This is a genomic window from Bacteroides sp. AM37-9 (assembly GCF_003603455.1).
Lineage (GTDB): Bacteria > Bacteroidota > Bacteroidia > Bacteroidales > Bacteroidaceae > Bacteroides > Bacteroides xylanisolvens.
Map to the genome: position 1 here is coordinate 1 of NZ_QTNF01000038.1, position 26,659 is coordinate 26,659.

The 26,659-nt window shown below is 43.1% G+C and carries 24 protein-coding genes and 1 pseudogene; 16 read left to right on the forward strand and 9 right to left on the reverse strand.

Translation table 11 applies throughout. The features are described from left to right. Positions 1-49: 49 nt before the first annotated feature. From DW862_RS21095 to DW862_RS21100, 3 genes and pseudogenes are all read left to right on the forward strand, one after another. Positions 50-427 (forward strand): annotated as a pseudogene (locus DW862_RS21095) (hypothetical protein); the annotation flags it as partial. Then, complete coding sequence (locus DW862_RS26065) at positions 415-570, forward strand: hypothetical protein (RefSeq protein WP_164497289.1); 156 nt, start codon at positions 415-417, stop codon at positions 568-570. The pseudogene DW862_RS21095 and the gene DW862_RS26065, both read left to right, overlap by 13 nt. 16 nt (positions 571-586) lie before the next feature. Beyond that, complete coding sequence (locus tag DW862_RS21100) at positions 587-2,380, forward strand: bifunctional DNA primase/helicase (RefSeq protein ID WP_120070265.1); 1,794 nt, start codon at positions 587-589, stop codon at positions 2,378-2,380. 89 nt (positions 2,381-2,469) lie between these two features. Here the strand turns inward: DW862_RS21100 and DW862_RS21105 are convergent, their stop codons facing one another. Next, positions 2,470-2,727: a DUF4248 domain-containing protein gene (locus DW862_RS21105; protein ID WP_004318591.1), complete on the reverse strand. Its 258-nt coding sequence runs from the start codon at positions 2,725-2,727 to the stop codon at positions 2,470-2,472. A 180-nt stretch (positions 2,728-2,907) separates the two neighbouring features. Here DW862_RS21105 and DW862_RS21110 point away from each other — a divergent pair, with 180 nt between their 5' ends. The 4 genes from DW862_RS21110 to DW862_RS21125 all read left to right on the forward strand — a co-directional run bounded on the left by DW862_RS21110 (position 2,908) and on the right by DW862_RS21125 (position 6,015). Next, entirely contained in the window at positions 2,908-4,467 is a 1,560-nt protein-coding gene (locus DW862_RS21110) for an ATP-binding protein (RefSeq protein WP_004318590.1), read from the forward strand. A 195-nt stretch (positions 4,468-4,662) separates the two neighbouring features. Beyond that, on the forward strand, positions 4,663-5,205 hold the full coding sequence (locus tag DW862_RS21115) for an HU family DNA-binding protein (RefSeq protein WP_004318588.1): 543 nt from the start codon (positions 4,663-4,665) through the stop codon (positions 5,203-5,205). A gap of 56 nt (positions 5,206-5,261) precedes the next feature. Continuing rightward, a complete protein-coding gene (locus DW862_RS21120; RefSeq protein WP_032811743.1) occupies positions 5,262-5,567 on the forward strand; it encodes a hypothetical protein in 306 nt (101 codons plus the stop codon). A gap of 4 nt (positions 5,568-5,571) precedes the next feature. After that, positions 5,572-6,015, forward strand: a complete 444-nt coding sequence (locus DW862_RS21125; protein ID WP_120070268.1) for an N-acetylmuramoyl-L-alanine amidase — start codon at positions 5,572-5,574, stop codon at positions 6,013-6,015. On the opposite strand, the gene DW862_RS21130 is transcribed toward DW862_RS21125, so the two are convergent. From DW862_RS21130 to DW862_RS21165, 8 genes are all read right to left on the reverse strand, one after another. Further along, complete coding sequence (locus DW862_RS21130) at positions 6,016-7,125, reverse strand: glycosyltransferase (RefSeq protein WP_004311610.1); 1,110 nt, start codon at positions 7,123-7,125, stop codon at positions 6,016-6,018. After that, on the reverse strand, positions 7,115-8,275 hold the full coding sequence (locus DW862_RS21135; protein ID WP_120070271.1) for a glycosyltransferase family 2 protein: 1,161 nt from the start codon (positions 8,273-8,275) through the stop codon (positions 7,115-7,117). Before DW862_RS21135 ends, DW862_RS21130 begins: the two co-directional genes overlap by 11 nt. Then, on the reverse strand, positions 8,272-9,174 hold the full coding sequence (locus DW862_RS21140) for a glycosyltransferase family 2 protein (protein ID WP_004311612.1): 903 nt from the start codon (positions 9,172-9,174) through the stop codon (positions 8,272-8,274). The genes DW862_RS21135 and DW862_RS21140 overlap by 4 nt, the downstream gene beginning before the upstream one ends. 5 nt (positions 9,175-9,179) lie before the next feature. Continuing rightward, on the reverse strand, positions 9,180-10,202 hold the full coding sequence (locus DW862_RS21145) for an acyltransferase (protein ID WP_004311613.1): 1,023 nt from the start codon (positions 10,200-10,202) through the stop codon (positions 9,180-9,182). Next, the gene (locus tag DW862_RS21150; protein WP_120070275.1) at positions 10,199-11,479 is read right to left on the reverse strand and encodes an O-antigen ligase; all 1,281 of its coding nucleotides are present in this window, start codon (positions 11,477-11,479) and stop codon (positions 10,199-10,201) included. Before DW862_RS21150 ends, DW862_RS21145 begins: the two co-directional genes overlap by 4 nt. Further along, on the reverse strand, positions 11,466-13,697 hold the full coding sequence (locus DW862_RS21155) for a hypothetical protein (protein ID WP_004311615.1): 2,232 nt from the start codon (positions 13,695-13,697) through the stop codon (positions 11,466-11,468). Before DW862_RS21155 ends, DW862_RS21150 begins: the two co-directional genes overlap by 14 nt. A gap of 13 nt (positions 13,698-13,710) precedes the next feature. Further along, entirely contained in the window at positions 13,711-14,457 is a 747-nt protein-coding gene (locus tag DW862_RS21160) for a TolC family protein (RefSeq protein WP_004311616.1), read from the reverse strand. Between the two features lie 137 nt (positions 14,458-14,594). Next, positions 14,595-15,866 carry a BamA/TamA family outer membrane protein gene (locus DW862_RS21165; protein WP_032856184.1) on the reverse strand — a complete coding sequence of 424 codons (1,272 nt, stop codon included), beginning with the start codon at positions 15,864-15,866 and terminating at the stop codon, positions 14,595-14,597. 218 nt (positions 15,867-16,084) lie between these two features. On the opposite strand from DW862_RS21165, the gene DW862_RS21175 reads away from it, so the two are divergent. The 9 genes from DW862_RS21175 to DW862_RS21220 all read left to right on the forward strand — a co-directional run bounded on the left by DW862_RS21175 (position 16,085) and on the right by DW862_RS21220 (position 26,237). Continuing rightward, positions 16,085-17,479, forward strand: coding sequence for a C1 family peptidase (locus tag DW862_RS21175; RefSeq protein WP_120070279.1), 1,395 nt, complete (start codon positions 16,085-16,087; stop codon positions 17,477-17,479). A 910-nt stretch (positions 17,480-18,389) separates the two neighbouring features. Beyond that, positions 18,390-19,739, forward strand: a complete 1,350-nt coding sequence (locus DW862_RS21180) for a Na(+)-translocating NADH-quinone reductase subunit A (RefSeq protein ID WP_032811845.1) — start codon at positions 18,390-18,392, stop codon at positions 19,737-19,739. Between the two features lie 133 nt (positions 19,740-19,872). After that, positions 19,873-21,045, forward strand: coding sequence for an NADH:ubiquinone reductase (Na(+)-transporting) subunit B (locus tag DW862_RS21185; RefSeq protein ID WP_004311620.1), 1,173 nt, complete (start codon positions 19,873-19,875; stop codon positions 21,043-21,045). Between the two features lie 13 nt (positions 21,046-21,058). Then, complete coding sequence (locus tag DW862_RS21190; protein ID WP_004315905.1) at positions 21,059-21,733, forward strand: Na(+)-translocating NADH-quinone reductase subunit C; 675 nt, start codon at positions 21,059-21,061, stop codon at positions 21,731-21,733. A gap of 21 nt (positions 21,734-21,754) precedes the next feature. Then, positions 21,755-22,396 carry an NADH:ubiquinone reductase (Na(+)-transporting) subunit D gene (locus DW862_RS21195; protein ID WP_004300389.1) on the forward strand — a complete coding sequence of 214 codons (642 nt, stop codon included), beginning with the start codon at positions 21,755-21,757 and terminating at the stop codon, positions 22,394-22,396. A gap of 110 nt (positions 22,397-22,506) precedes the next feature. Further along, the gene (gene nqrE, locus DW862_RS21200) at positions 22,507-23,133 is read left to right on the forward strand and encodes an NADH:ubiquinone reductase (Na(+)-transporting) subunit E (protein WP_004315904.1); all 627 of its coding nucleotides are present in this window, start codon (positions 22,507-22,509) and stop codon (positions 23,131-23,133) included. Positions 23,134-23,151: 18 nt separating this feature from the next. Further along, positions 23,152-24,426, forward strand: coding sequence for an NADH:ubiquinone reductase (Na(+)-transporting) subunit F (gene nqrF, locus DW862_RS21205; RefSeq protein WP_008022130.1), 1,275 nt, complete (start codon positions 23,152-23,154; stop codon positions 24,424-24,426). A 250-nt stretch (positions 24,427-24,676) separates the two neighbouring features. Further along, positions 24,677-24,856, forward strand: coding sequence for a hypothetical protein (locus tag DW862_RS21215; protein ID WP_004306317.1), 180 nt, complete (start codon positions 24,677-24,679; stop codon positions 24,854-24,856). A gap of 46 nt (positions 24,857-24,902) precedes the next feature. Next, positions 24,903-26,237, forward strand: a complete 1,335-nt coding sequence (locus DW862_RS21220; protein WP_008643837.1) for a DEAD/DEAH box helicase — start codon at positions 24,903-24,905, stop codon at positions 26,235-26,237. Positions 26,238-26,659 lie beyond the last annotated feature (422 nt).

Consider the following 26,659-nt stretch of genomic DNA (forward strand, 5'->3'; position numbering starts at 1 on the left):
CATAATCTTTGGATAACATGATTATATTGCCACGGACTTATGCAACTGTGCCACTTTCCAGTCATATATGGAATTGGCCGGGCAGCATTCCGGTTTGGGAAAGCTTTTTGTAGACCATCAAAAACTTATTCTGGAAATCTTCAAAAAACATATCCGCCTTTATGACAAAGGAGCCGGACTGCTTTTCCCGGAGGACGTGAAACGGTATTTTTCAAATTATATCGCGGCCGGTTCCGTTACTTGCCGCACGTTGAGGGAAACCTTGCTGAAAGAGCTTGAGAATACGGTCGACAAGGATGTGAACCGCTTTGAAAGCGTCGTCGACGGGCGGCGAACGTATCTGGGACATCTTATTCCGGTTGATGCGCCGCCACGTCCCGATGCATCAGCTGTGTGGGATGATGTGAAGAAAAGATGGGCGCATTAATCCGGCAGATGACTGGCTTCGTCCGGCAGGTTGCCGATGTTCGTCCGGTAGGTAACGGAAGTTCGTCCGGTAGGTGGCAGACACTCGTCCGGCAGGTAAGTCCTCTGCGTGTGAATGATTATTTTAAACTATTTTTTAATTAGAAAAAAGGAAAAAAATATGAGAAATTTTGCCAACTATGATGTCGACATCCACGGTAAATCGAGTGGAGTCCTCAAGACGATTTGTAAAAAATGTCTTCCTACCCGCAAGAATAAGCGCGACCGTTCGCTACGTGTCAACGTCGACACGGGCCACTGTCACTGTTATCATTGTGGCGCTGATTTCTACGTCCCCGATGATGTGGAAGAGCGCAAGAATGCCGAACATGTGGCAGCCCGCAAGCGTCGTGCGGCAGCCATTCCGCAGCATTTTCAGCGTCCTGTGTTTGATGCCTCGAAAACCACACTTTCCGAAGACACGGAGCGTTGGCTGGTGGAGACGCGTTGCATCCCGCAGTCCGTCATAGCCGCCCTACGCATCACCGAACAGGAAGAATTTATGCCGCAATCCGGCAAAAAGGAACGTTGCATCTGCTTCAACTATTTTGAAGGGGAACAACTGATAAACACCAAATTTCGCGCTCTCCCGAAACTTTTCAAAATGGTGCAGGGTGCCGAACTGATTCCCTACAACATCGACTCCATCCTGGGGCAAACCTCCTGCATCATCCACGAGGGGGAACTGGATGCTGCTTCTTCCATCGCCGCCGGATTCAAAAGCGCCATCTCCGTGCCGGCCGGAGCCAATTCGAACCTCTCCTGGCTCGACCGTTTTATGGAGACGCACTTCGAGGACCTGGAAGAAATCATCATTGCCGTTGATGCTGATTCTGCCGGAATCCGGTTGCGCAATGAACTCATCAACCGGCTGGGAGCTGAACGCTGCCGGGTGGTGACTTACGGTCCGGAGTGTAAAGATGCCAACGAGCATCTCTGCAAATATGGTATCGCCAGTCTCCGTATCGCCATCGAACAGGCAGCAGAAGTTCCGCTCGAAGGTATCTTCACCGCTGCCGACTTGCATGACGATCTGCGGGCTCTTTTCGACAACGGCTTCGGTCCCGGAGCGGAAACGGGATGGGAGGAGATGGATAAGATCTGCACGTATGAACGTGGGCGAAGTGTCTACGTCACCGGAGTTCCCGGTGCAGGAAAATCCGAGTGGGTGGACGAATTGGTGTTGCGTCTCTGCCTGCGGCATCAATGGAAAATAGGTTTTTTTAGCCCGGAAAATACCCCTATCGTCTATCATCTCCGCAAACTGATTGAGAAACTCACCGGACACCGTTTTCAAAACGGCTGTGGCATGACGGAGGGACTCCTTGCGAACTCGGAAGATTTTCTGACTGAAAACGTCTCTCATATCTCTCTGAAAGGTAATGTTTCTCCGGATCGTGTACTGGCCAAGGCTCATGAACTCGTTGTCTGCCGTGGCTGCCGCATCATTGTCTTCGACCCGCTCAACCGTTTCGACCATAACCCGCAGCCTGGACAGACGGAAACGCAATATATTTCGAACCTGTTGAATAAATTTACAGAATTTGCCGTGCAACATAATTGCCTGCTCGTGGTCGTAGTCCATCCTCGTAAAATGAACCGTAATCCTGTCACGGGCATTACCCCTCGTGTGGAAATGTACGACATCAACGGCTCTGCCGATTTCTATAACAAAGCGGATTACGGTATCATTGTGGAACGTGACAAGGAGGTTGGTGTCACACGCGTATACGTGGACAAGGTGAAATTCAAGCATCTTGGTGTCGGTGGAATGGCATCCTTTGTCTACGATCCCGTAAGCGGACGATACCTGCCCTGTGAAGAATCTCACGACCCTTCTCTCTCCGCTGACCAGCGTGTCCGAAATACAATGTTCGACAATTCCTGCTGGCTACCTGAAAAAGAGCTGTTTTAAAGTATTAGGTATTAAGTATCAAGTATTATGATGTTATCCATTGTTGCGATGCGTTTACCATACTTAATACCTAATACTTAATACTTCAATTAGGGTTCTTGGAGTACTTCGACGATGAGCCTTACTTGTGCGGGAGTGTAGTATCTGCTGCGTGGATTCATGCCGGTGGCCAGGAGCCGTTCTTTTAGTCCGGGTGCAGCTTCAATCCATTCGTTGAATCGGTCTACTGCGCTTTGTTGCAGGATATTGGGGAGGTACAACAAGGCAAGTTCGCCTTTCCCATAGGTGCGGTATTGGAATGTTTTTTCCTCTTCTTTTTCGGGGAGAATCTTGTTTTTTGTTTTCATTTATAGTTGTGCTTTTAGGTTGCTGTATTTGAAGTAAAGTTACTCATTTTTAGTGGAATAGGCAAGTTTTGAGAACGGATGTTCGGGTGTATTCATAAAAGAATTGATACTAATAGAATACCGATTCTTGAAATTTATCGTATCTTTGTTTACGTTTCACGTTAAAAGCATAGAAAAAGGATGGAAGGAATATTCAGGCGTTATCCGATAGGGATACAGAGTTTCGAAGATTTACGCAATAATAATTGTGTGTATATTGATAAGACAGAGTTGATTTATCGTTTGACTAATTCGGCTAAGACTTGTTTTCTTAGTCGCCCTCGACGCTTTGGAAAGAGTCTGTTAGTTTCCACTCTTGAAGCCTATTTCTCTGGTAAAAAAGACCTGTTCAAGGGGCTGATGATGGAACAGTTGGAGAAAGACTGGACGGTTTATCCCGTGTTGCATATTGATTTCAGCATCAGTAAGTATATGGATGCGGGAATGTTGCGCTCTGCTATCAACAATCGCTTGGTGGAATGGGAACGAATTTACGGATGTGATACGAGCGAAGACACTTTCAGTCTCCGTCTGAAAGGTATTATCAAACGTGCTTACGAGCAGAGCGGACGTCAGGTTGTGTTACTTGTAGACGAATATGATTCTCCTATGTTGGATAGCAACAACAATGAGGAGTTGCAAGCTGAAATACGTGGCATCATGCGCGATTTTTTCAGTCCGTTGAAAGCGCAGGGAGAATATCTTCGTTTTCTTTTTCTGACCGGTATCAGTAAATTTAGTCAGATGAGCATCTTTAGTGAATTGAACAATCTTCAGAACATAAGTATGCAAGATGCTTATAGTGGCATTTGCGGTATAACGGAAAATGAATTGCGTACACAGTTGGAAGAAGATATAAGAAGGATGGCCGAGGCGAATGGTGAAACGTATGATGAAGCGTGTATGCATCTGAAGCAACAGTATGATGGGTATCATTTCAGTAAGAAATGTGAGGATGTGTACAATCCGTTTAGCTTATTTAATGCATTTGCGCAGAAAAGTTATGAGAATTTCTGGTTTTCTACCGGCACTCCTACTTTCTTGATAGACATCTTGCAGCAAAGCGATTTCGATATTCGTCAACTGGATGGCGTTTCGGCTACTGCCGAGCAGTTTGATGCACCTACCAATGTCATTACAGACCCGCTTCCGGTACTTTACCAAAGCGGTTATCTCACTATCAAAGAGTATGACCGGGATTTTCAGATCTATACGTTGGCTTATCCTAACAAAGAAGTTCGGAAAGGCTTTATCGAATCATTAATGCCGGCTTATGTGCATTTGCCTGCTCGCGAGAATACATTTTATGTAGTATCGTTTATCAAAGACTTACGGGTCGGCAATCTGGATCAATGTATGGAGCGGATCAAATCATTTTTCGCCTCTATCCCCAATGATATGAATAATAAGGAGGAGAAACACTATCAGACCATCTTCTACCTCCTGTTCCGGTTGATGGGGCAATATGTGGATGCAGAAGTAAAGAGCGCTGTTGGCAGGGCTGATGTTGTGATAAAGATGCAGGAGGCTATCTATGTATTCGAATTCAAAGTAGACGGTACTCCTGAAGAAGCGTTGGCACAGATCAATAGTAAGCAGTATGCGATTCCTTATCAGGCAGATCATCGGAAAGTTATCAAAGTGGGAGTTAATTTCGACAGTAGTACGCGAACTATTGGAGAATGGATCATTGAAAACTAGGGAATAATCTTACATATTCCTACATATTTCCACATATTTCGGTATAATTCGGTGTAATCCGTTTTAATCCGGCATAATCCGGTGTAGTCCGGTGTAGTCCGGTGCAATCCGGTAAGTCGTCAATGTGTTGTCGTATCTTTGTTTCATCAACAGAAAGGGAGAATGTACTTCTTTTCGTAGAAACAATTTTTAAATATGGCAACAGTTACAGTTGTGCGCTACAAGCGCAGAAAACGGCTCGGTGATGATAAATCACCGATGATGTATCTTCTCAAGCCCAAGGCTGGGGAGTCGAAAATCTATTCAATTGATTCACTGGCACAGGAAATCGAGTCTATCGGGTCGCTTTCGGTGGAAGACGTGTCGCATGTGATGAAATCCTTTGTCCGTGCGATGAAAAAAGTGCTTGTGGCAGGGAATAAGGTGAAAGTGGATGGACTGGGTATTTTTTATACCACGCTGACCTGTCCGGGTGTGGAACAGGAAAAGGATTGTACGGTGAAAAATATCACTCGCATCAATCTCCGTTTCAAAGTCGACAACTCATTGCGTCTTGCCAATGACAGCACGGCAACTACTCGTGGCGGGGATAATAACATGATGTTTGAATTGTATGCGGAGAAGAAGTCCGCTGCCGGAGGAAACGGCGGTGACGGCTCCGATGATGATGGTAAAGGCGATGGGGGAGAACCCGGTGGTGGTAGCGGTGGAGGAGAAGCTCCGGATCCGGCAGCATAAACCGCTTTGATTGACTCTGTTCTCAATTTATTAATTTATCATCTCAATCTATTAAAATGTTAGATAAAATTATCGAAATCATCATGACGATTCTGCCTTTTCTTGGCAATAGTCGTAAGAAGCGCCAGATGATGGCGCAAGAAGTGAAAGAGTTCAGCGAACTAGTGAAAGATCAATATACTTTTCTGATGCAGCAGTTGGAGAAAGTGTTGAAGGATTATTTCGACCTTAGCTCGAAAGTGAAAGAGATGCACGCGGAGATTTTCTCGTTGAGAGGACAGTTGACGCAGGCTGCGGCTCTGCAGTGTAGCAGCAAGGAATGTGTGCAACGAGTACAGATGGTCGCTGAAACGGAGGGATGAATTTATGCGAACCATCAATTTGATTGTGATCCACTGTTCCGCCTCAAGGGTAGATAGGAATTTTACGGAAGATGATTTGGAAGTGTGCCACCGTCGGCGTGGTTTCAACGGGACGGGGTATCATTTTTATATCCGCAAAAATGGAGATATAAAGACCACCCGTGAGATTGAACGAATCGGTGCGCACGCAAAAGGACACAACCAGAACAGTATTGGCATTTGTTATGAGGGCGGACTTGACTGCCACGGTCATCCCGCCGATACCCGTACCGAATGGCAAGTTCATTCAATGCACGTACTGATTCTTACGCTCTTACGCGATTATCCCGGCTGCCGGGTGTGCGGACATCGGGATTTGAGCCCCGATCTGAATGGAAACGGAGAGATTGAACCCGAAGAGTGGATTAAAGCGTGTCCGTGCTTCGAAGTGAAAAAAGAATGGAACTGATCACTGAAGAATGTCATAATAGACTTCTGTGACTTGCTGTGATACGCGTCGGCTGTCGAAACGTTCCTGAATGACAGCCATAGCTGCGTTTCCATAACTTTCTATCCATTCCGGATAATGGAGATATGTCAAATAACATTCCGCCAACTCCTCCGGTTGACCGAAATCTGCAATCAATCCGCTTTCCTGATGTGTGATTACTTCTCTGGTACCGTCTGTAGGGGTCACTACCAATGCTTTTTTCATAGCCATCGCTTCGAGCAACGCAATGGAAAGCCCTTCCCATAAACTTGGTAGACAGAAAACATTGATAGCGTGCAATACATCCGGCACATCATTACGAAATGGTGAGGTCCGGATGTATTCTTCTATTCCGTTTTGCCGGATTGCTTCCTTGGTCTCTTCTTCCATATCGCCTTCTCCTACCAGCAGTGCTTTGATTCTGGCATCTTTCTGGTGAGCGATAGCAATACTTTTTACGAAATCCAACGGAGCTTTCTGGAGAGTGATCCTGCTGACGAAGCCTATCACGAAATCATCTTCTGTAAATCCGAATTCCTTACGCAGGTCTTTGCGGTTTCCATCCGGATTGAATCGTTTCAGGTTGATACCATTTTCTATCACGAGTGCATTCTTCAGTCCGAAAGTTTCTTGGCCGGTAATCCAGTTGCTTTCGGATACACAGATGACTTTTCGGCTTAATTTACAGATAATTTTCTCACTCCATGCCCGGAGACTTTTGATTAGAAACGACTGGTCTTGATGAAAGCTCCATCCATGCACGGTGTATACCATCGGAATATGTAGCTTCCGGGCAATGAACGCTACATTGGAGGCCGCACGACTTCCGTGGGCGTGAATGAGTTGTATGTTTTCATCAAGTATCAACTTCTTGATTTGTTTTGTGATACGTATGTCAAAAGGATGCGCAGTGTTAATGACGTAACATCTGACACCTCTTCGGGTGAGCTCGTCAATCATTTGTCCGCCTGTGAACGCTAGTACGATGGGATTGACGCGTTCGTCAAACCCTGCTATGAGGTCGAGCAGATGAGATTCTCCGCCACCCACTTGGCCTTGTCTGATTACTTCCAATACATTAATGGTCATGTTCGGTATGTATAAATTGTTTGTTGACTCCTTTCAGTTTAAACAGATTACTCACAATGCCTGCCAGCAATGAGGGCAATTGAAGGATGCCTTGTAGCAGTCGCTTATTGAGCATACGCTTTGGAATTGCCGTAAATAATGCCAGAAAGAGGGAAAAGGACAATATCCACCATTTGATACTCATGTGCGGATGGACAATTGTGAATATGATTGTGAAGAAAAATGTGCAGAAAATCAGTACGATACGTGGTAGGAGTGTCCATTGGAATACCTTGTCACAGTAGTTGATATTACCGCGAAGCAGTTCTCCGGGAAAAGAGGGGAGTGCCCGGCTCAACGAATCGAACTGGGCAGCGATCCAACGTTTGCGCTGGTTTTTGATCACTTCTTTCTTTTGCGTTTTTTCATCTTTCACGTGGACGTGTTCCAGATATTCGATATGGATGCGCTGTTTAAGTAGCAGCGATTCCAGTTCTTTGTCTTCTCCTGCTGTCTCTAGTTGGGGAACATGCTGACGGAACCACTGTGCTTCCAATGCCATGCCGGAGCCAATAAGGGCGGAAGAAAATCCGAGAGCAATATGCCCGCTACGAAATATTGAGTTGTTGATTTCTTCGCTGGCGGCATCAAGAACGGCGACATCTGTATTCATATTTTTGGCGGTGCGATGTGCCTGAATAGCTTTTTCGCCTGCTTGAAAGGCACGATTGATTTCAGACAAAAAATCTGGGTCTGTTGTGTTGTCGGCATCCATGATGACGATCATGTCATAAGGAGTGTCAGCTGTAGCTTTCATGGCGAGATTCATGGCTTTTGCCTTGGAGCTGTCAGTATAGTCGGCTGTCAGCAGGCGGATCGGAAGTTGGCGTAAGGCTTCATTGGTGCTTTCTTGCATCTGGTCTGAAATCACGATGATGTCGTAGAATTCTGCCGGATAATCTTGCTGTAAAAAAGATTGGATAGTCGGCAGAATGACTTTATCTTCTTTATAAGCTGGGAATAGTACGGCGAATTTATTGTGTTTGGGAGTATTGGGATAGTTATGACGACGGTAGAATTTGGATGCCAAGGCAAACAAAAGCAAATAACCTATATTGATAGCCAATATTGTGTATAGTATAATTTCTGCGATGTACAGTATAGTTGTCATATTTGTTCTTTTTTATGGGGAATACGAATAAATGCTGATATGCCTTTCAGTGTGGCGGTTAGAAGTTCAGGATGACCTTTTAACAGAAAGCTTATTCCATTTTTTCCGGCTGCCACAGTCATTTGATAGGCTATAGAGAGAAAGCGTCTGCTTCCGTCAAGGTTTCGCCATGCATAGAGCAAACGGTTGCGTGTCAGGTAGTAGGTGCGGAGCGCACTCAATTGCCCTGTGCTCTGGCTTTCTTTGTGAAAAACCGTGCAACGGGGTTCATACCATAACTCGTAGCCGACACGTGTTATGTGAGTGCACCAGTCGAGCTCTTCATAATATAGAAAGAATATCTCCGGCATCATTCCGGCTTTCTCTATCACTTCACGCTTCACCATCATAGCTGCTCCATGCAAATAGGGAGTAGTATGCGGGGTGTCGAATCTTCCGTCGTCCGGACATCCGAATCCAATTCCTTCATTACGAAGAGTAATAGAGCTAAGCGGAGTATATCCTGCGAATTGTATGTTTTGGGGTGGAAAGGCAAAGCGTATTTTCGGCGATACGCCTCCGATTTCCGGACGGCTTTCCAGTCGCTCTATCAGGCAAGTGATGTTGTCTGATTCAATATAGGTGTCATTGTTTATCAAGAAAAAATATTTGCCTTTTGCTACACGGAGTCCGATATTGTTTCCGCCCGAAAAACCTTTGTTTACATCGCTGCGAATGGTGATTACCGTAGGGTATAACGCACGTATCTTCTCTGCTTCGTTTTCGCGTGAAGCATTGTCTACCACTATGATTTCATAACTTATGGAATGAATCTTGTCCAGAAGTGACTCGATTAGCTTACAGGTGTCTTTAAAACCGTTGTAGCAAATGGTGATGAATGAAATTGTAGGGCTTTCCATATCTTTTACTGTCCTAATAAAGTTGCTATTGTTTTTCCATAACGTTTGTTGTTCTTTATGTATATGATACCTTTATATATATAGAAAGGTATATATATTTGAAAAACAGTACTGATAATAGCCCATAATTTCCAGTCCAATGCATATTTTTTCATCAGAAATGATTGGATAATAACTAACGGATACCATGAAAATAAGTAAATAGCGTATGAACTGTTGGAAAGATGGTCAAGAAACTTCAGATTGTATTTTATGTATAGTGAACTTAGTGAGAAACTGAACGCTATTCCGATAAAAGCATATACTATTCCTATGAATGGTGTATCCCAGACTATGAAATAGATTAATGCAGAGTAGATTATTAAAAGTCCGCTTGCTGTGTATATATTTGCGAGTTTTGCTTTGTCGCTAATCATTGAATTATATTGGGCATATATACATCCGGTGATGAAAAATATCAAATAGCTAGCCACTCCACCTAGATTTAAAAATTCAATATGTTTGAGAGGGTTGAATTCGTATAATAAAATGAGCAGAGGAAGGCAGACTAAAAAGGTATATTTAAACTTTAGTTTCTTGTTTGCTTTGTATAGTATTATTGTGATGATACTAACAATAAATAAAGTAGGGAGAAACCAGAAGAATTTGATAACGTTGTCCATAGGATACAATAGCATGTGAATGTATGAATGGATGGAGAAATCTATAGGGCGTAGAGCGTGTGCACTTAATAGTACTTTGGGGATATAAGTAATGGAACTAATAATGAAATAGGGAACAAGGAGCCGGATCGCTCTTTTGACTATGTATCCTTGTTTGCCCAATAAACTTATATCTGATATTTCTTGCTGTTTATGCATAGTTGCATAATTTAATAAATAGCCTGATATGAACATGAATAATGGCATGTGAAAACTATATATCCATTTATGACCATAATAGGACTCTACGGCTGTAAAAGAATGTCCTATACATACCATGATGATAGCAAAAGTATTTAAGACTAATATCTGTTGGTTCTTTTTCATAACTTCTTGTTTTCTAGTACCATTCTTTTTTCTATATGCGGAGCTGCAAGACAGAGTGCAAATCCTATATAAATGGGGAGTTGGTTAGGGTATTGCATGACATCACTTACGTAAGCGGCAATGAAGAACCCGGCATTCATACACACCCAGGCTGCTACTAATCCCCGCAGACTCTTGTCGCGTATTTTAAACATCAATATCCACGAACACCAGACAAAAAGAATTCCATGAATGGCAAGGTAAAGAAGCAGCCCGACAATTCCTGTCTCTACCCACACGCTGACCAACCATGAGTCGGGAGGGTAGGGCATCTGTTCTTTTGAATTGAAATTACCCGCTTTTGACAGTCCGATTCCATAACCAAACGGCTTTTTCGACATCAGTTCTTTTATTAATATCCGGTTTTCCACACGCACCATATAGGATGCATCTTCAGTGGGATGGAAAGAGGAACGCATTTTACGGATATACTGATTCCCATTTCCGGCATTTGTATAATAAAAGAAACAGAAAATGGCTATTGATGCAATAACACCTGCCAGTAATGCTTTCCAGTTTTTAGCGATGATAGTTACCATCAACAAACCGCCCATGATGACTCCCATTGCTGTTCTTGTTCCGGATATTCCCATCCCATAAAGCGCGCAGATAGCGATGAAGAAAAAATAAACGCGTTTCCATTTCGATCCTGCATAAAAAGAGGAGATGGCAAATACGACTGCCGACAGCGCAGCATGCACCCCGTAATTAGCGGCATCGGAGAAACATGAGAAATAACGTATGCCGGACCAGATGAGATGCGTACGCCATCCTCCCAATGCATACAGAAAGTGAAGGTCTTTTTCGCTGAAACCGTGGTTTTTTTGCCAATAACCTTTTATGGTAAATATGAGAACAAATATGGACCATACTATTAATAATAACTCAATATCTTTTTTCGTACGGATGACAATAGGAACAATAAAAGCACATATCAAAGGAATCAGCGCATAAGGAGTGAGGCCAATGTTCCATGCTTCCATTACATTATTAGGATTCAAGATTTCGAAGAAATAATAGACTAGCCAGACTGTGCACATATAGGTCATTATGTTTTGTCCGGGTTTCCAGTTTGTTTGCTTGTCATTGGCCAATTGTATCAAACAGATGGTTGTAAACATCAATATGAGTGCCATAGAGGCTAAACCAGTCTTGGTGTTTACAAACATTCCTGATATAATCACCACAAATTGAGCGGCAAATAACAAGTGGAAAGTTATTATTCTATTCGTCATCATCCTCCTCTTCTGCTGATCCTTCTTTGGTTTTCTTTGTTAGGTTGAACCTTATTTTTTCTGTGAGCGACAGTTGGCTAAGACGATAACCGATATTCCGCAGTATGGTGTATGGTGGAAGTTGCCCGGTGAAATCTTCAATTGCTGCCCGGGAAGCATTTGTCAGGCATATACGGAATGGAACGTTTGTTTTATCCAATTGCAGCATGAGCTGTTCGCAAAGTTGCTTGTCAATCGTTTTCCACCCACGGTTTGCGGGAGCTACCAAGATGTTTGCGTTTGCATCATGTAACAAAGCACTGGGGATGTTGCTTTGCGCTAAAGGTGGATAGGCGACGATCAGCACATCTTCTCCCTGCAGGGTATAAAAGTCTGTGATGTTTTTGGCAAGTAAATATTGAGTGGAATCTGTGTTGAAATCCACCCCATAGGTGATAAACCTTGCATTTAACATACGGCTTTGCATATATCCGCAAATCAGATTTCCGACTTCTACTTCTCCGGAATCTTCACAAGTGCTAAATAGGTTGATTATATATACTCCGGGAGATTTTCGCTCGGTGAGGAAACGGAGCAATGAGTTAGTCAACTCTTTCACGGATGACTGGACGTAGGTTTTCGTCATTCCGCCATAGCGGGAGGAAAACATACTGGGAATAGCACCTATCACGTTGAAATCTGTCACACGTTTAGTACGAGCTGCGTCACGCAATGTTTTGTCGAACATTTCTACTAACAGCAAAAAAACAATAATAAGTATGAAACTACCTGCACAGGCAGCCATTATGATTTGCTTTCTGTTTGTTGCTCCCGGAGAAATAGGATAGGTTGGCTCATTCAGAACTTTCAGTGTGGCGGAAGTCATCTCCAGATTTTTCCTTCGTAATAATGCTTCATTATAACTTTGCAGAACGGTCAGGTAGTTACGTTCCGTGAAATTGATGGTTCGCTCTTTTTGTTTGATGGTGGTACCCACGGGGGCATAAAACATATAGCGTTCACTGAGTTCACGGCGTGCATTTTGTACGACCAGCAGTTCGGCTTTCGCTTTTTCATTGGCCAATGTCTGTTCCAGCCATTGTTCTATGATATTCGTTCGCGAAGTTCCTTCTTTCGTATATTTATGTCCTACGTATGAATCCGTTAAATGATTCAAATCTTTTTGTAGCTCGTGCAGTTGCTTCTTTTGACTTTCCAGATTGTCGGTATCTTGTTTCTTGGAGTCGGACATGGCTTCTATTTCAGCAATCTTTCCGGTGACATTGGATACTTGACGTAACTTGTCAATAAATTCCAGATTCTTTAATACTTGTTTGGCATTGCTGTCCATGTGTTTTTCTAATTCCGCAAGCATGGCACTGCTGCTATTGAATGCAAAAAGGGCATCTTGTTCTCTTAATTCAAACTCTTTATTAATAGCTGCTATTTCTTTGGTTTCGTCAAGATAGTTGATTACGCGTTTCTGAACATTGTATTTGGTAAGGTCTTCTTCTTCGTTGCGAAGTTTACCACCGATTCTTCTCAATTCTTCTTCAAAGTATTTGATTACTTTGTCTGTCTCTCCATAACGGATACGGCGATATTCATCAACGAACTCATCCATCAAAATGCTTACGGTATTGTATGCGATACCCGGATCGCTGGAAGCATAGCTAATATCCAGCAAGTCACTTGTCAGACGGCGTTGTACTTTGATGTTTTTCAAAGTGTTGTAACTGTAAAAATGGGGATTGTAGTAAAATAGCCCGTAGACGTAATTGTCTTTGTGAGGGCGCATATACTTTTCCAGATTAGACACTGTCTTATCTTCACTTGTTTTGTCGATCAGTGCCAGTATTTCTTTTCCATGCGGACTGTTCTTTAAGTGATTGTAAGTGTAATTGTAACTGGAAGGGGTGATTCCGTCAACTTCTTTGTTCGGATCTCCTTTGATAAGAACTCTGGCATATAATCTCATGGATACTCTCTTGAGGGTACTCTCGGCCTGCATTATGCTTATCAGGTTATCCATAGAATTTTGTACCATAGCCCAATCTGTGCGCTTGTCACTCTCCAAATTGTATCCCGATGCTACTCCTGTATATAAAGTGGCTTTTACTTCGTATCCTCCAACCATGTGGCGGGTGTAATAAATAACAAATAGTGTGAAAAGTGCGGTACCTACTAGTATCATCCAGAGGTGGCGGAGTAAGGTCCGTATGGTAGAAATGATAAAATCCATATTTTGTGCGTTATTATTTTTGTATAAGGGGGGTACGTGAAATCACTTCGAGTATCATCAGACTCTTTGTCAATTCGAATTTACTTTTTTCGTATGCTTCGCGAGCTTGAGATTGACGTTCCTTGTCTACTGATAGTTCTGACGAATCAATGGTGCCATTGGCAAAATTCTTTTCAGATATTTCATATTGTACGTTGGCAAGTACCCAACCCTCACTTCTCATCTGGAGAACTTTAATTTGTGAAGTAGCCATTGCATACAACTCAATAATATTCTTTTTGATTTCGTCATACTTCACTTCCCGTTCCAGTTCTGCACTTCGCAGCGTGAGTCTTTGCCGACTGACGCGTCCTTTGAGATCGAACAGATCATCTAAGGGGATGCTTAAACCCGCGCCTATCGTGTAACCGTTCTGTGCCTGGGTGGAGTAGGTAAGGTATGGGGCGACTGCCACGTCCGTATAGGTGGACTCATTGCCGAACATTCCGTATTGATAGCTCCCTCGTAAACTGAAGAAACCTAGAAATGCCCATTTTTCTTTTTTGAGTAATTTGCGTTCTATTATCGCCTTCACGTCCGCTACCTCATAGGCGGGACTGTTCTTGGCGTTCTCGAATAAAGCGGATAGTGGGGGGAGAACTATTTTACTATAATCTTCATCACTTAGTTGAGAATAGTCAGACACTTCTTGTGCAACTACACGGGTTGTAGAGACGAATAGAAGTAATAACCCCGAAAAAAAACATATAAATTGCTTCATAAAAAAATCCTATTATTTGCTCTTGCTGTGTTATAGCTTGCGCAAATATAAGGATTAATTTCATTTATGTGCAGTCTTTTATTATCTATTTTACAATCTTTCTTGTAAATTGTGCACAATTTGTCGCGTAAATGGCGTCAAAAGGCTTCTGTCATGTTGAAGTAGAACAAATTCTGCTTGTTCACCATGTCTCTGCCGAAATCAAGGCGTACATTCATACGGGGTTGCACTTCGATACGTAATCCCAATCCGAGGTTGGGAAGCACACCTTCTATTTTGCCCGGAGTGGGTCCCATGAATCCGCATCCTCCCCAGGCTACATATCCTATATGACTTAACATCTTTTTTACCCAAGTGCTTTTGTCCGTATTTATCATCTGGCGGTATTCGGCCATCATGACATGCGAGGACTTGTCGCGAAACTGTCCCATGTAGTAACCGCGAAGATCGAAGGGGGTTCCACTAAGTACATATTTTGTTAGGGGTACATCTCCGAATGCGTTTTTGCTTTGCACTGTCCAGGCTATCACTTTGCGGCGTCCTACTGTTTTGTATTGGCGGTAATCGATTTCCAAACGGTAAAAGTTATTATCACTGCCGAACGTTTTATTGTACATCATTCCCCGGAAGTCAAGGTAAGTTCCGCTATAAGCATTGGCGGGAATATCGCGTGTGTCATACGTCAACAGGAAGCCGAGTCCCGAACTGAAATTTTTGTATCCGTGCTCCGTACCTCCTGCCGCTATGTACGAGGGCTCATTAACCATCCCGGCAGCCGGTTTAGTTATCTTGTCATAGTTCAAATCGACTTGAGGGCCTGCAAAGAAATTACTTTCTCCCAGACGGAACAAGAACCAGGGGTTTACTTGAATGCCGCTATAACGGTACTCGCTGGTATCTTCTCCACGTTCATAATCTTTATTAGTGGAATATCCGATGCCATAAAAATTCTCGATTGTATTTTTATAAGAGAAGGTTCCGAAGATACGGAAACGGTCGCCTTTAAAGAAGAGTTGTGGTTTCGTCATCAGATTCAAGCCGCCCTTGAACATCAAGGCGATGGCCATTGGCACTACTGAACGCCGTTGAGTGGTATCACTCGGATTCATCCGAAACGTCATCAGTGCGCTACCGCCTACTAATAAACCGAAGTCCGGCGTATAACTGGGACCACCTAATATGTTATAGTGCAAATTCCGGTTTGCCACGCGCTGGCGACGCAACTCGCGCTTGGAAAGGGCAGGAATGGTGTCTGACGGGGTGCCTTCAATATCTGTAGGAGTAGTATCACTGATAGAAGTTGTAGACATTTGCAGTTCATCGCTTTTTACTGCCGTACTATCAGCCGTAGCTGACATCATATTGATGGATGGAAGCATCACCAATATTCCTATTATATATTTCTTCATATTTCTCTTTGAGGAATTCGACTGCAAAGAAAACTATTTTATTCCGATTAGTTTTGATGTTCTTAGATAATAAATCTAAAAAAGAATCGTATTTTTGCAGAATAAGATGTTTTTCGATATGCTGGTAAATAAAATTGCATGATTTAATCCCATACACTAAAACAATATTTGTTAGCATATCATGATTCGTCAGCCTATTAATTAATTATTTATATCAAATGAATAAACAGATTTTATCAATTTTTGTTTTCTGTGCTTTTTCTTATTCTACACAAGCGCAAGAAGTGAAAGGAGGCATCAGCGACTCCATGATGCAACAAATCAAGCAGAGTTATGCAAACACTCCCACCGACAAGGCTATTCGCAACGCCATCGGCAACAACGACATCCGTAAACTGGCTCTCAACCAGGATAACCTGAAAGGCATGGATACGCATTTTTCTATCAAAGTGTCTTCTAAAGGTATCACCGACCAAAAATCTTCTGGTCGTTGCTGGCTTTTTACAGGTTTGAATGTGATGCGTGCCAAAGCGATCGCCAAGCATAACCTCGGTTCCTTCGAATTCTCGCAAACTTATCCTTTCTTCTTCGACCAACTGGAGAAAGCCAACCTCTTTCTGCAAGGTATTATCGATACCAGCAGTAAGCCGATGGATGATAAAATGGTGGAATGGCTCTTCCGTAATCCTTTGAGTGACGGTGGAACATTCACCGGTGTAGCCGATATTGTCAGTAAATACGGGCTTGTTCCCAAAGATGTGATGCCGGAAACCAACAGTAGTGAAAATACCTCCCGTATGGCAGGTCTGATTGCCCTGAAACTTCGTGAACAGGGGCTTCAACTCCGTGATCTCGCTGCGCAAGGTGTCAAGCCTGCTGCCCTTGAGAAAACAAAAACAGAGATGTTGAGCACCATCTACCGCATGTTAGTGTTGAATCTCGGTGTTCCTCCTACTGAATTTACCTGGACTGAATATAACGCTAAGGGTGAGCCTGTGTCTACCGAAACTTACACTCCGCTTTCTTTCCTGAAAAAGTATGGTGACGAAAAACTGATTGATAATTATGTCATGTTAATGAACGATCCGAGCCGTGAATATTATAAGTGTTATGAGATAGACTACGACCGCCACCGTTACGATGGCAAAAACTGGACGTATGTCAATCTTCCCATCGAGGATATCAAAGAAATGGCTATTTCTTCTCTCAAGGATAGCACGATGATGTATTTTTCTTGCGATGTAGGTAAGTTCCTAAACTCTGACCGTGGTCTGCTGGATGTCAAAAACTACGACTACGAATCTCTTATGGGTACTTCTTTTGGCATGAACAAGAAGCAACGTATCCAAAGTTTTGCCAGTGGCTCCAGTCACGCCATGACTCTTATGGCCGTCGATCTTGACAAAAATGGAAAACCGACGAAATGGATGGTTGAAAATAGTTGGGGACCCTCCGCCGGTTATCAGGGTTATCTCATTATGACAGATGATTGGTTTAACGAATATATGTTCCGTCTAGTAGTAGAAACGAAATATGCATCGAAAAAAGTGCTGGATGTATTGAAGCAGAAACCAATCCGTCTTCCTGCTTGGGATCCTATGTTTGCTGAATAGTTCTTTTTCTTTCGTATCAAGACGAAAGAAAAAGAACCAAAAAGAAAGAATCAAGGCTGCGTTTTTCCGGCTACTCCGGTGCTTCCTCCGGCTAAAGGGCAGAAACTCGCTACGCTCAAACAGTCTGCCCTTCTTAACGCCGAAGGAAACACCTGCGCTTGACGCCGGAAAAACGAGGCCGGGGAACCCATGCGGCGTGGCGGCCTTTGGTATACGGAAGATTGCATTGTTTTAAAGGACGTATAGCATAGAAAACGTTGCTAAATAAAAGTTTTTGGGTTTTCAGTGTGAAAGGATTTATAGCGTAGAATACTTTTCTAAATAAGAGATTTTGTAGCATGAAGAACTTCCAGCATAAAAAGCACATTATCTAAAGAACTTTGCATATTACAAATGCTACTAATAAAAATGCTTTGCTATAAAAAGCCGCAGACGTTATACGACTGAATATAGCAAAGCTGAACAATATATAATAGAGATATAGAATACGATATAATAGAGATAGTAGAGATAGAAAAATAGAAAGATACAGAGAGTTCCTTTCCTAATACCCCTCACGAACATTATACAGCGGACCAGCCGGCGGCTTTCCCCGGCCTACTTTTTTCTCCGTCAAGCGAGCGCCCGTAACGTAGCGTTAAGAAGGGCAGACTGTTTGAGCGTAGCGAGTTTCTGCCCTTTAGCGAAGTGAAGGAAGCGAGTAGGAGAAAAAAGTCAGCCTTGAATTTTTCTTTGCTTCTTTCTTTTGTTTCAAGACAAAAGAAAGATGATTACGAGAAAGATGATTTACGTGTACGAACACGAAAGGAATTACGGAAATATATCCGTAATTCCTTTCTTTTTTCCTACCGAATCCCAATCTTATTTATTACTTTTGCGGCAAATTTATGAAACCATTATTTTATATAGCATGGCAAATGTAATAAAGTTACGTAAAGGCCTTGACATAAACCTGAAAGGAAAAGCTGCTGAAACGTACGCAACAGTAAAAGAACCGGGATTCTACGCACTTGTACCCGATGACTTTCCTGGAGTGACGCCTAAGGTAGTTGTGAAAGAGCAGGAATATGTAATGGCTGGTGGACCCTTGTTTATCGACAAGTATCATCCTGAAGTGAAATTTGTTTCGCCGGTGAGCGGCGTGGTGACGAGTGTAGAACGTGGTGCTCGTCGTAAGGTATTGAACATCGTAGTAGAAGCTGCTGCAGAGCAGGACTATGAAGATTTTGGGAAAAAGAATGTTGCTTCGATGGATGCTGAAGCTGTGAAATCCGCTCTGTTAGAAGCCGGACTTTTCGCGTTTATCAAACAGCGTCCTTATGACATCATTGCAGATCCGACGGTAACCCCGAAAGGAATCTTCATCTCCGCATTCGATACCAATCCATTGGCTCCGGATTTCGAGTTCGCCCTCAAAGGCGAAGAAGCAAACTTCCAGACAGGGCTTGATGCTCTTGCCAAACTGGCAAAAACCTACCTGAACATCAGTGTGAAACAGAACGCTGCTGCACTGACACAGGCTAAGAACGTTACAATCACCGCATTCGACGGACCGAACCCTGCAGGTAATGTAGGCGTTCAGATCAACCACCTCGACCCCGTATCCAAGGGCGAAACGGTATGGACTATTGATCCGCAAGCCGTAATCTTCATCGGTCGCCTCTTCAATACAGGCCATGTAGATTTCACCCGTACAGTAGCTGTGACAGGTTCCGAAGTGTTGAAACCTGCATACTGCAAACTACAGGTAGGCGCATTGCTCACCAACGTGTTTGCCGGCAATGTAACAAAAGACAAAGATTTACGCTACATCAGCGGTAACGTGCTGACAGGAAAGCAAGTATCCCCGAACGGATTCTTGGGCGCATTCCATAGCCAACTGACTGTTATCCCCGAAGGTGACGACATTCACGAAATGCTTGGATGGATCATGCCGCGTTTCAACCAGTTCAGTGCCAATCGTTCTTATTTCAGCTGGTTGATGGGTAAGAAGGAATATACGTTGGATGCCCGTATCAAAGGTGGCGAACGTCACATGATTATGTCGGGTGAATACGATAGAGTATTCCCAATGGACATTCTACCCGAATATCTGATTAAAGCAATTATCGCCGGTGACATCGACCGTATGGAAGCACTCGGCATCTATGAAGTAGCTCCCGAAGACTTCGCCCTTTGCGAATTCGTCTGCTCTTCAAAGATGGAACTGCAACGCATCGTTCGTGTCGGACTCGATATGCTCCGTTCAGAAATGGCGTAATCGAATAAGAGATTAAATAATAAAAATTAAAATAAGCGATAGTTGAAATCTTGCGAAACGGCTCTCTGTGGATACAGCATAAACCCAGCACAGCCAATTTTCAACTCTCAACTTTCAATTTTCAATTAAATAAATGAAAGCGTTAAGAAATTATCTCGATAAGATAAAGCCGAACTTTGAGGAGGGCGGCAAATTCCACGCATTCCAGTCGGTATTTGACGGCTTCGAAACATTCCTGTTCGTGCCTAGCAAGACTGCGAAAACGGGAACGCACATACATGACGCAATCGATAGCAAGCGCATCATGTCGATTGTGGTTATTTCGTTAATACCAGCTTTGCTGTTCGGTATGTACAACGTAGGTTACCAGCATTTCACTCATACAGGTGCTACTGGCAGCTTCATCGAAATGTTTATCTACGGATTCCTGGCAGTACTGCCTAAAATAATCGTATCATACGTAGTAGGTCTTGGCATTGAGTTCGTCGTAGCTCAATGGAAGAAAGAAGAAATCCAGGAAGGATTCCTTGTTTCCGGTATCCTGATCCCGATGATCGTTCCGGTAGACTGTCCGCTGTGGATTCTTGCCGTAGCTACTGCATTCTCTGTTATCTTCGCAAAAGAAGTATTCGGTGGTACAGGTATGAACGTATTCAACGTTGCGTTGATTACTCGTGCATTCCTGTTCTTCGCATACCCGACCAAGATGTCCGGTGATGCTGTTTGGGTGTCAGGAGACAGCATCTTCGGTTTAGGACAAAGCGTAGACGGACTCACCGTTGCCACTCCACTGGGACAGGCTGCTACAACAGGTAGTGTTCCTGCGTTCAACATGGATATGATTACAGGTCTGATTCCGGGTTCTATTGGTGAAACCAGCGTAATCGCTATCCTGATTGGTGCCGTTATCCTGCTTTGGACAGGTGTTGCAAGCTGGAAGACAATGATTTCCGTATTCGTCGGTGGCGCATTCATGGCATGGGTATTCAACTCAATCGGCATGGAAAACAACACAATGGCTCAAATGCCTTGGTACGAACACCTCGTTCTCGGTGGTTTCTGTTTCGGTGCCGTATTTATGGCTACTGACCCTGTGACTTCCGCACGTACAGAAAGAGGTAAATATATCTTTGGATTCCTGATCGGTGTGATGGCTATCGTTATCCGCGTACTGAATCCGGGTTATCCGGAAGGTATGATGCTTGCCATCCTGCTGATGAACATCTTCGCTCCGCTGATTGACTACTGTGTAGTACAAAGCAATATCAGCCGTCGCGAGAAACGCACTATCAAGTCTAACCAATAAATACCGAAAGAAAATGAATACGAATAGTAATAGTTATACTATCATTTATGCTTCGGTAATGGTTATTATCGTAGCATTCCTGCTGGCATTCGTTAGTTCTTCACTGAAATCTACACAAGACAAGAATGTGCAGTTGGACACTAAGAAACAAATCCTCGCTGCATTGAACATTAAGAATGTGGAAGATGCGGATGCTGAATATCAGAAATATGTGAAAGGGGATATGCTGATGAACGTAGACGGTACGCTGACCGAAAATACGGGCGAATTTGCTACCAACTACGAGAAAGAAGCAAAAGAACAACAACGTCTGCACGTGTTTGTATGCGAAGTGGACGGTCAGACTAAATATGTAGTTCCTGTTTACGGTGCCGGTCTTTGGGGCGCTATCTGGGGATATGTTGCACTGAACGAAGATAAAGATACCGTTTACGGTACTTACTTCTCACACGCTAGTGAAACTCCGGGGCTGGGTGCTGAAATTGCAACCGACCATTTCCAAAATGAATTTGTAGGTAAGAAGACTTTGGAAAATGGAGCTATCACTTTGGGAGTCGTAAAAAATGGCAAGGTAGAGAAACCTGATTACCAAGTGGATGGTATCTCCGGTGGTACAATCACTTCAGTAGGTGTAGATGCCATGTTGAAGTCTTGCCTGAATAGTTACTTGAGTTTTTTAACTAAATAATAAGGAGGAGAAAGATAGAATATGGGACAACTGTTTTCAAAGAAAAATAAAGAAGTATTCTCTGCTCCGCTGGGAATTGATAATCCGGTAACCGTACAGGTGCTCGGTATCTGTTCTGCACTTGCTGTTACTGCAAAGCTGGAGCCTGCCATCGTGATGGGACTTTCAGTAACGGTGATTACTGCATTTGCCAACGTTGTTATTTCACTGTTGCGTAAGACGATTCCTAACCGCATCCGCATCATCGTTCAGTTGGTTGTGGTAGCTGCTTTGGTAACTATCGTAAGTGAAATCCTGAAAGCGTTTGCTTACGACGTAAGCGTACAGCTCTCTGTTTATGTAGGTTTGATTATCACCAACTGTATCTTGATGGGACGTCTGGAAGCATTTGCCATGCAGAACGGTCCTTGGGAGTCTTTCTTGGATGGTGTAGGTAATGGTTTAGGCTATGCCAAGATTCTGATTATCGTTGCTTTCTTCCGCGAACTGTTTGGCTCGGGAACATTGCTTGGTTTCAATATCCTGAATTATGAACCGATTCAAAATATCGGATACGTAAACAACGGCTTGATGTTGATGCCGCCGATGGCATTGATTATCGTAGCATGCATTATCTGGTATCAACGTGCACGTCATAAAGAATTGCAAGAACAAAGTAATTAATTATTTCTGATTTCTGAATTATGATTTATGTCTAGCTTTATAGTCATAGTCGCATGATAAGTCTGCTGAATCATAAATTATAAATCATAAATCATAAATCAAAAAGAATTATGGAACATTTATTAAGTTTATTCGTCCGCTCTATCTTTGTGGACAACATGATATTCGCATTCTTCTTGGGTATGTGTTCATACTTGGCTGTTTCGAAGAATGTGAAGACTGCCGTAGGACTGGGTATCGCCGTGACTTTCGTGTTGCTGGTGACGCTTCCGGTCAACTACCTGTTGCAAACTAAGGTGCTGGCTGCCAATGCTATCATTGAAGGTGTCGACCTTAGCTTCTTGAGTTTTATTCTTTTCATTGCCGTAATTGCCGGTATCGTGCAATTGGTGGAGATGGTGGTAGAACGCTTCACTCCGTCACTGTACGCTTCGCTGGGTATCTTCCTGCCGTTGATTGCTGTTAACTGTGCGATCATGGGTGCCTCTCTGTTTATGCAACAACGTATCAATCTGGGTCCGAGTGATCCGAAATACATTGGTGATATTTGGGATGCCCTTTCTTATGCATTAGGCTCTGGTATCGGTTGGTTGCTGGCTATCGTAGGTCTGGCTGCTATCCGCGAGAAAATGGCTTACTCTGACGTACCTGCTCCATTGAAGGGCTTGGGTATCACATTTATCACAGTAGGTCTGATGGCAATCGCATTTATGTGTTTCTCTGGTTTGAACATCTAAAAAGAAAGGAATAAGACAATGGATATGAATTTAATATTAGCGAGCATTGGGGTATTCCTTGTGGTTATTCTGTTGCTTGTTGTAATCTTGTTGGTTGCTAAGAATTTCCTGGTACCATCAGGAAACGTAAAACTGACAATCAACGGCGAAAAGGAATTGGAAGTGGCTTCCGGTTCTACTTTGTTGAATACGCTGTCTGTAAATGGGATATTCCTGTCATCTGCTTGTGGTGGTAAGGGATCTTGCGGACAGTGCAAATGCCAAGTACTCGAAGGAGGCGGCGAAATCCTACCTTCTGAGGTTCCTCACTTCAGTCGCAAACAGCAGCAAGACCACTGGCGTCTGGGCTGTCAGGTGAAAGTGAAAGGCGATATGTCAATCAAGATTGACGAATCTGTACTTGGCGTGAAAGAGTGGGAGTGCGAAGTAATCTCCAACAAGAACGTGGCTACATTTATCAAAGAGTTCATCGTTGCTCTGCCTAAAGGCGAACACATGGACTTTATCCCGGGTTCTTACGCACAGATTAAGATTCCTAAATTCTCAATGGACTATGACAAGGACATTGACAAGAGCTTGATTGGTGATGAATATCTTCCTGCATGGGAGAAATTCGGTTTGCTGGGTTTGAAGTGTAAGAACGACGAGGAGACAATCCGTGCTTACTCTATGGCCAACTATCCTGCCGAAGGTGACCGTATCATGTTGACAGTACGTATCGCTACTCCGCCGTTCAAACCGAAAGAACAAGGTCCTGGATTTATGGACGTAATGCCGGGTATCGCTTCTTCTTATATCTTTACTCTTAAACCGGGTGACAAGGTAATAATGAGCGGTCCTTACGGAGACTTCCACCCAATCTTCGATTCTAAGAAGGAAATGATGTGGATTGGTGGTGGTGCCGGTATGGCTCCATTACGTGCGCAAATCATGCACTTGACCAAGACATTGCATACTACTGACCGTAAGATGTCTTACTTCTACGGTGCCCGTGCGCTGAACGAAGTGTTCTATCTGGAAGATTTCCTGCAAATTGAAAAGGACTTCCCGAATTTCACTTTCCATTTGGCTCTCGACCGTCCGGACCCTGCTGCTGATGCTGCAGGCGTGAAGTACACTCCGGGATTTGTTCACAACGTAATTTACGAAACTTACCTGAAGAATCACGAAGCTCCTGAAGATATTGAATACTACATGTGTGGTCCTGGTCCGATGTCGAAAGCTGTTGAGAAGATGCTCGACGATCTTGGCGTTCCGGCACAGAACCTGATGTTCGACAACTTCGGAGGATAATTCGCAGAAGAGAACAAACCGGTCGGAACAATGACCGGAAAGGTTACATAAACACAGAGCGGGAAATCTGAAAAGCAGTAATGCTTCTTCGATTTCCCGCTTTTTTTTACTATTATCTCATAATGTCTTTCCGTTATGGTTTGTATCTATTTTATGTCTGTTTTAAAGATAGTTCTCCTTTTTTATCCGTACTTATCTATTATATTCGTATATTTGGCTACACAATAGAATTATTAAAGTACAATAGGTTATGGAATATCATCGTATATCTTTTATTCACAATGATACAGAGTATTCATTTGTCAAAGCTATGAGTTCAAGTTTAACGGGATATGCCTTGGTGACAGCTTGTAGGGCAGAAGTAACCATTTACATGAAAGAGAATAATCTGAAAGGTTATTATATATTGACCGGCATGGCTAAAGTTTGATTGCATTTTTATCTCCGTACTCTTTCCTTTTTGTATCTTTGCCCCCATGTTAGAGAAAAATGAAATTATACAGTCGGCTCTCCGCAATTTGAAGATTGAGGAGCTGAATCCGATGCAGGAAGCATCACTTGAACAAGCTACCGGAAGAAAAGACGTTATACTGTTGTCACCGACAGGATCGGGCAAGACGCTGGCCTATCTGTTACCTTTACTCCTTACTCTAAAACCGAACGATGACAGCGTGCAGGTTTTGATTCTCGTTCCTTCGCGTGAGCTGGCCTTACAGATAGATTCTGTATTCAAAGCAATGGGGACTTCCTGGAAAACCTGCTGTTGTTACGGTGGGCATCCTATCGCCGAAGAAAAGAAAAGTATATTGGGCAATCATCCTGCTATCATCATTGGTACTCCGGGACGTATCACCGACCATCTGTCTAAAGGAAATTTCAATCCCGAAACCATTGAAACTTTAATTATCGACGAGTTCGACAAATCGTTGGAGTTTGGTTTCCACGATGAAATGGCAGAGATTATCACCCAGCTTCCGGGATTAAAAAAACGTATGTTGCTTTCAGCTACCGATGCCGAAGAGATTCCCGAATTTACAGGATTGAACCGCACAGTTAAGTTGAACTTCCTTTCGGACGATTCTGAAGAACAAGAGTCGCGCTTGAAATTGATGAAGGTGCTTTCGCCTTCCAAAGATAAGATTGATACTTTATATAACCTGCTTTGTACATTGGGGAGCAGTTCGAGCATCGTGTTTTGTAATCATCGGGATGCGGTGGACCGTGTACATCAGTTATTGGCAGATAAAAAACTACTCGCAGAACGTTTTCATGGTGGTATGGAACAGCCGGACCGTGAACGTGCGCTTTACAAGTTCCGTAATGGCAGTTGTCATGTCTTGATTTCTACCGATCTGGCAGCCCGTGGACTGGATATTCCGGAAGTCGGACATATCATCCATTATCATTTGCCGGTCAATGAAGAAGCCTTTACGCACCGCAACGGACGTACAGCGCGTTGGGATGCGACCGGAACGTCTTATCTGATTCTTCATGCCGAAGAGAAACTTCCTTCTTATATCCCGGAAGAAATGGAAACAGTGGCGTTGCCTGAAAACCCTCCCCGGCCTCCGAAATCGCTCTGGGCTACTATATATATAGGTAAAGGAAAGAAGGAGAAACTTAGTCGGATCGATATTGCCGGATTCTTATATAAAAAAGGAAATCTGACTCGCGAAGATGTCGGAGCGATTGATGTCAAAGAACATTATGCTTTCGTTGCCGTTCGCCGGGCTAAGGTGAAGCAACTCCTGAATCTGATTCAAGGAGAGAAAATAAAAGGAATGAAGACTATTATTGAGGAAGCGAAGTAAAACTCTTTTTTTTTGTAATATAGAACTCTTAAAGTCCTCTTTTATTATGTACAATCGTCCCTATGTTCACTAGTCATTGAGCATAGGGATGATTACTTTATTTCCAAAGATATTTTACTTTCCACTTTATTTCCCTGTTAATCTAAGCTGAATTCACTGTTGCAGTTTATAAATATTCATTTTTATTGCATTAATCTTTTGTTTTATCATCAATATCTCCGGTTCTATTTCAATCTCGACTTTTATCCCATACTTGACATCTATAGATAACAATATGGTGTATATATCCTGTATAAACCAATAAAAAGAAAGGAAAATCTGCTTTAAAACAGTATTTTTATAAGGAAAGATTTGTGCGATGGGAATAAATTCGTAAATTCGCAAGGTCAAAAGACAAAAGTAACGAAATTGTTAAACCAAAA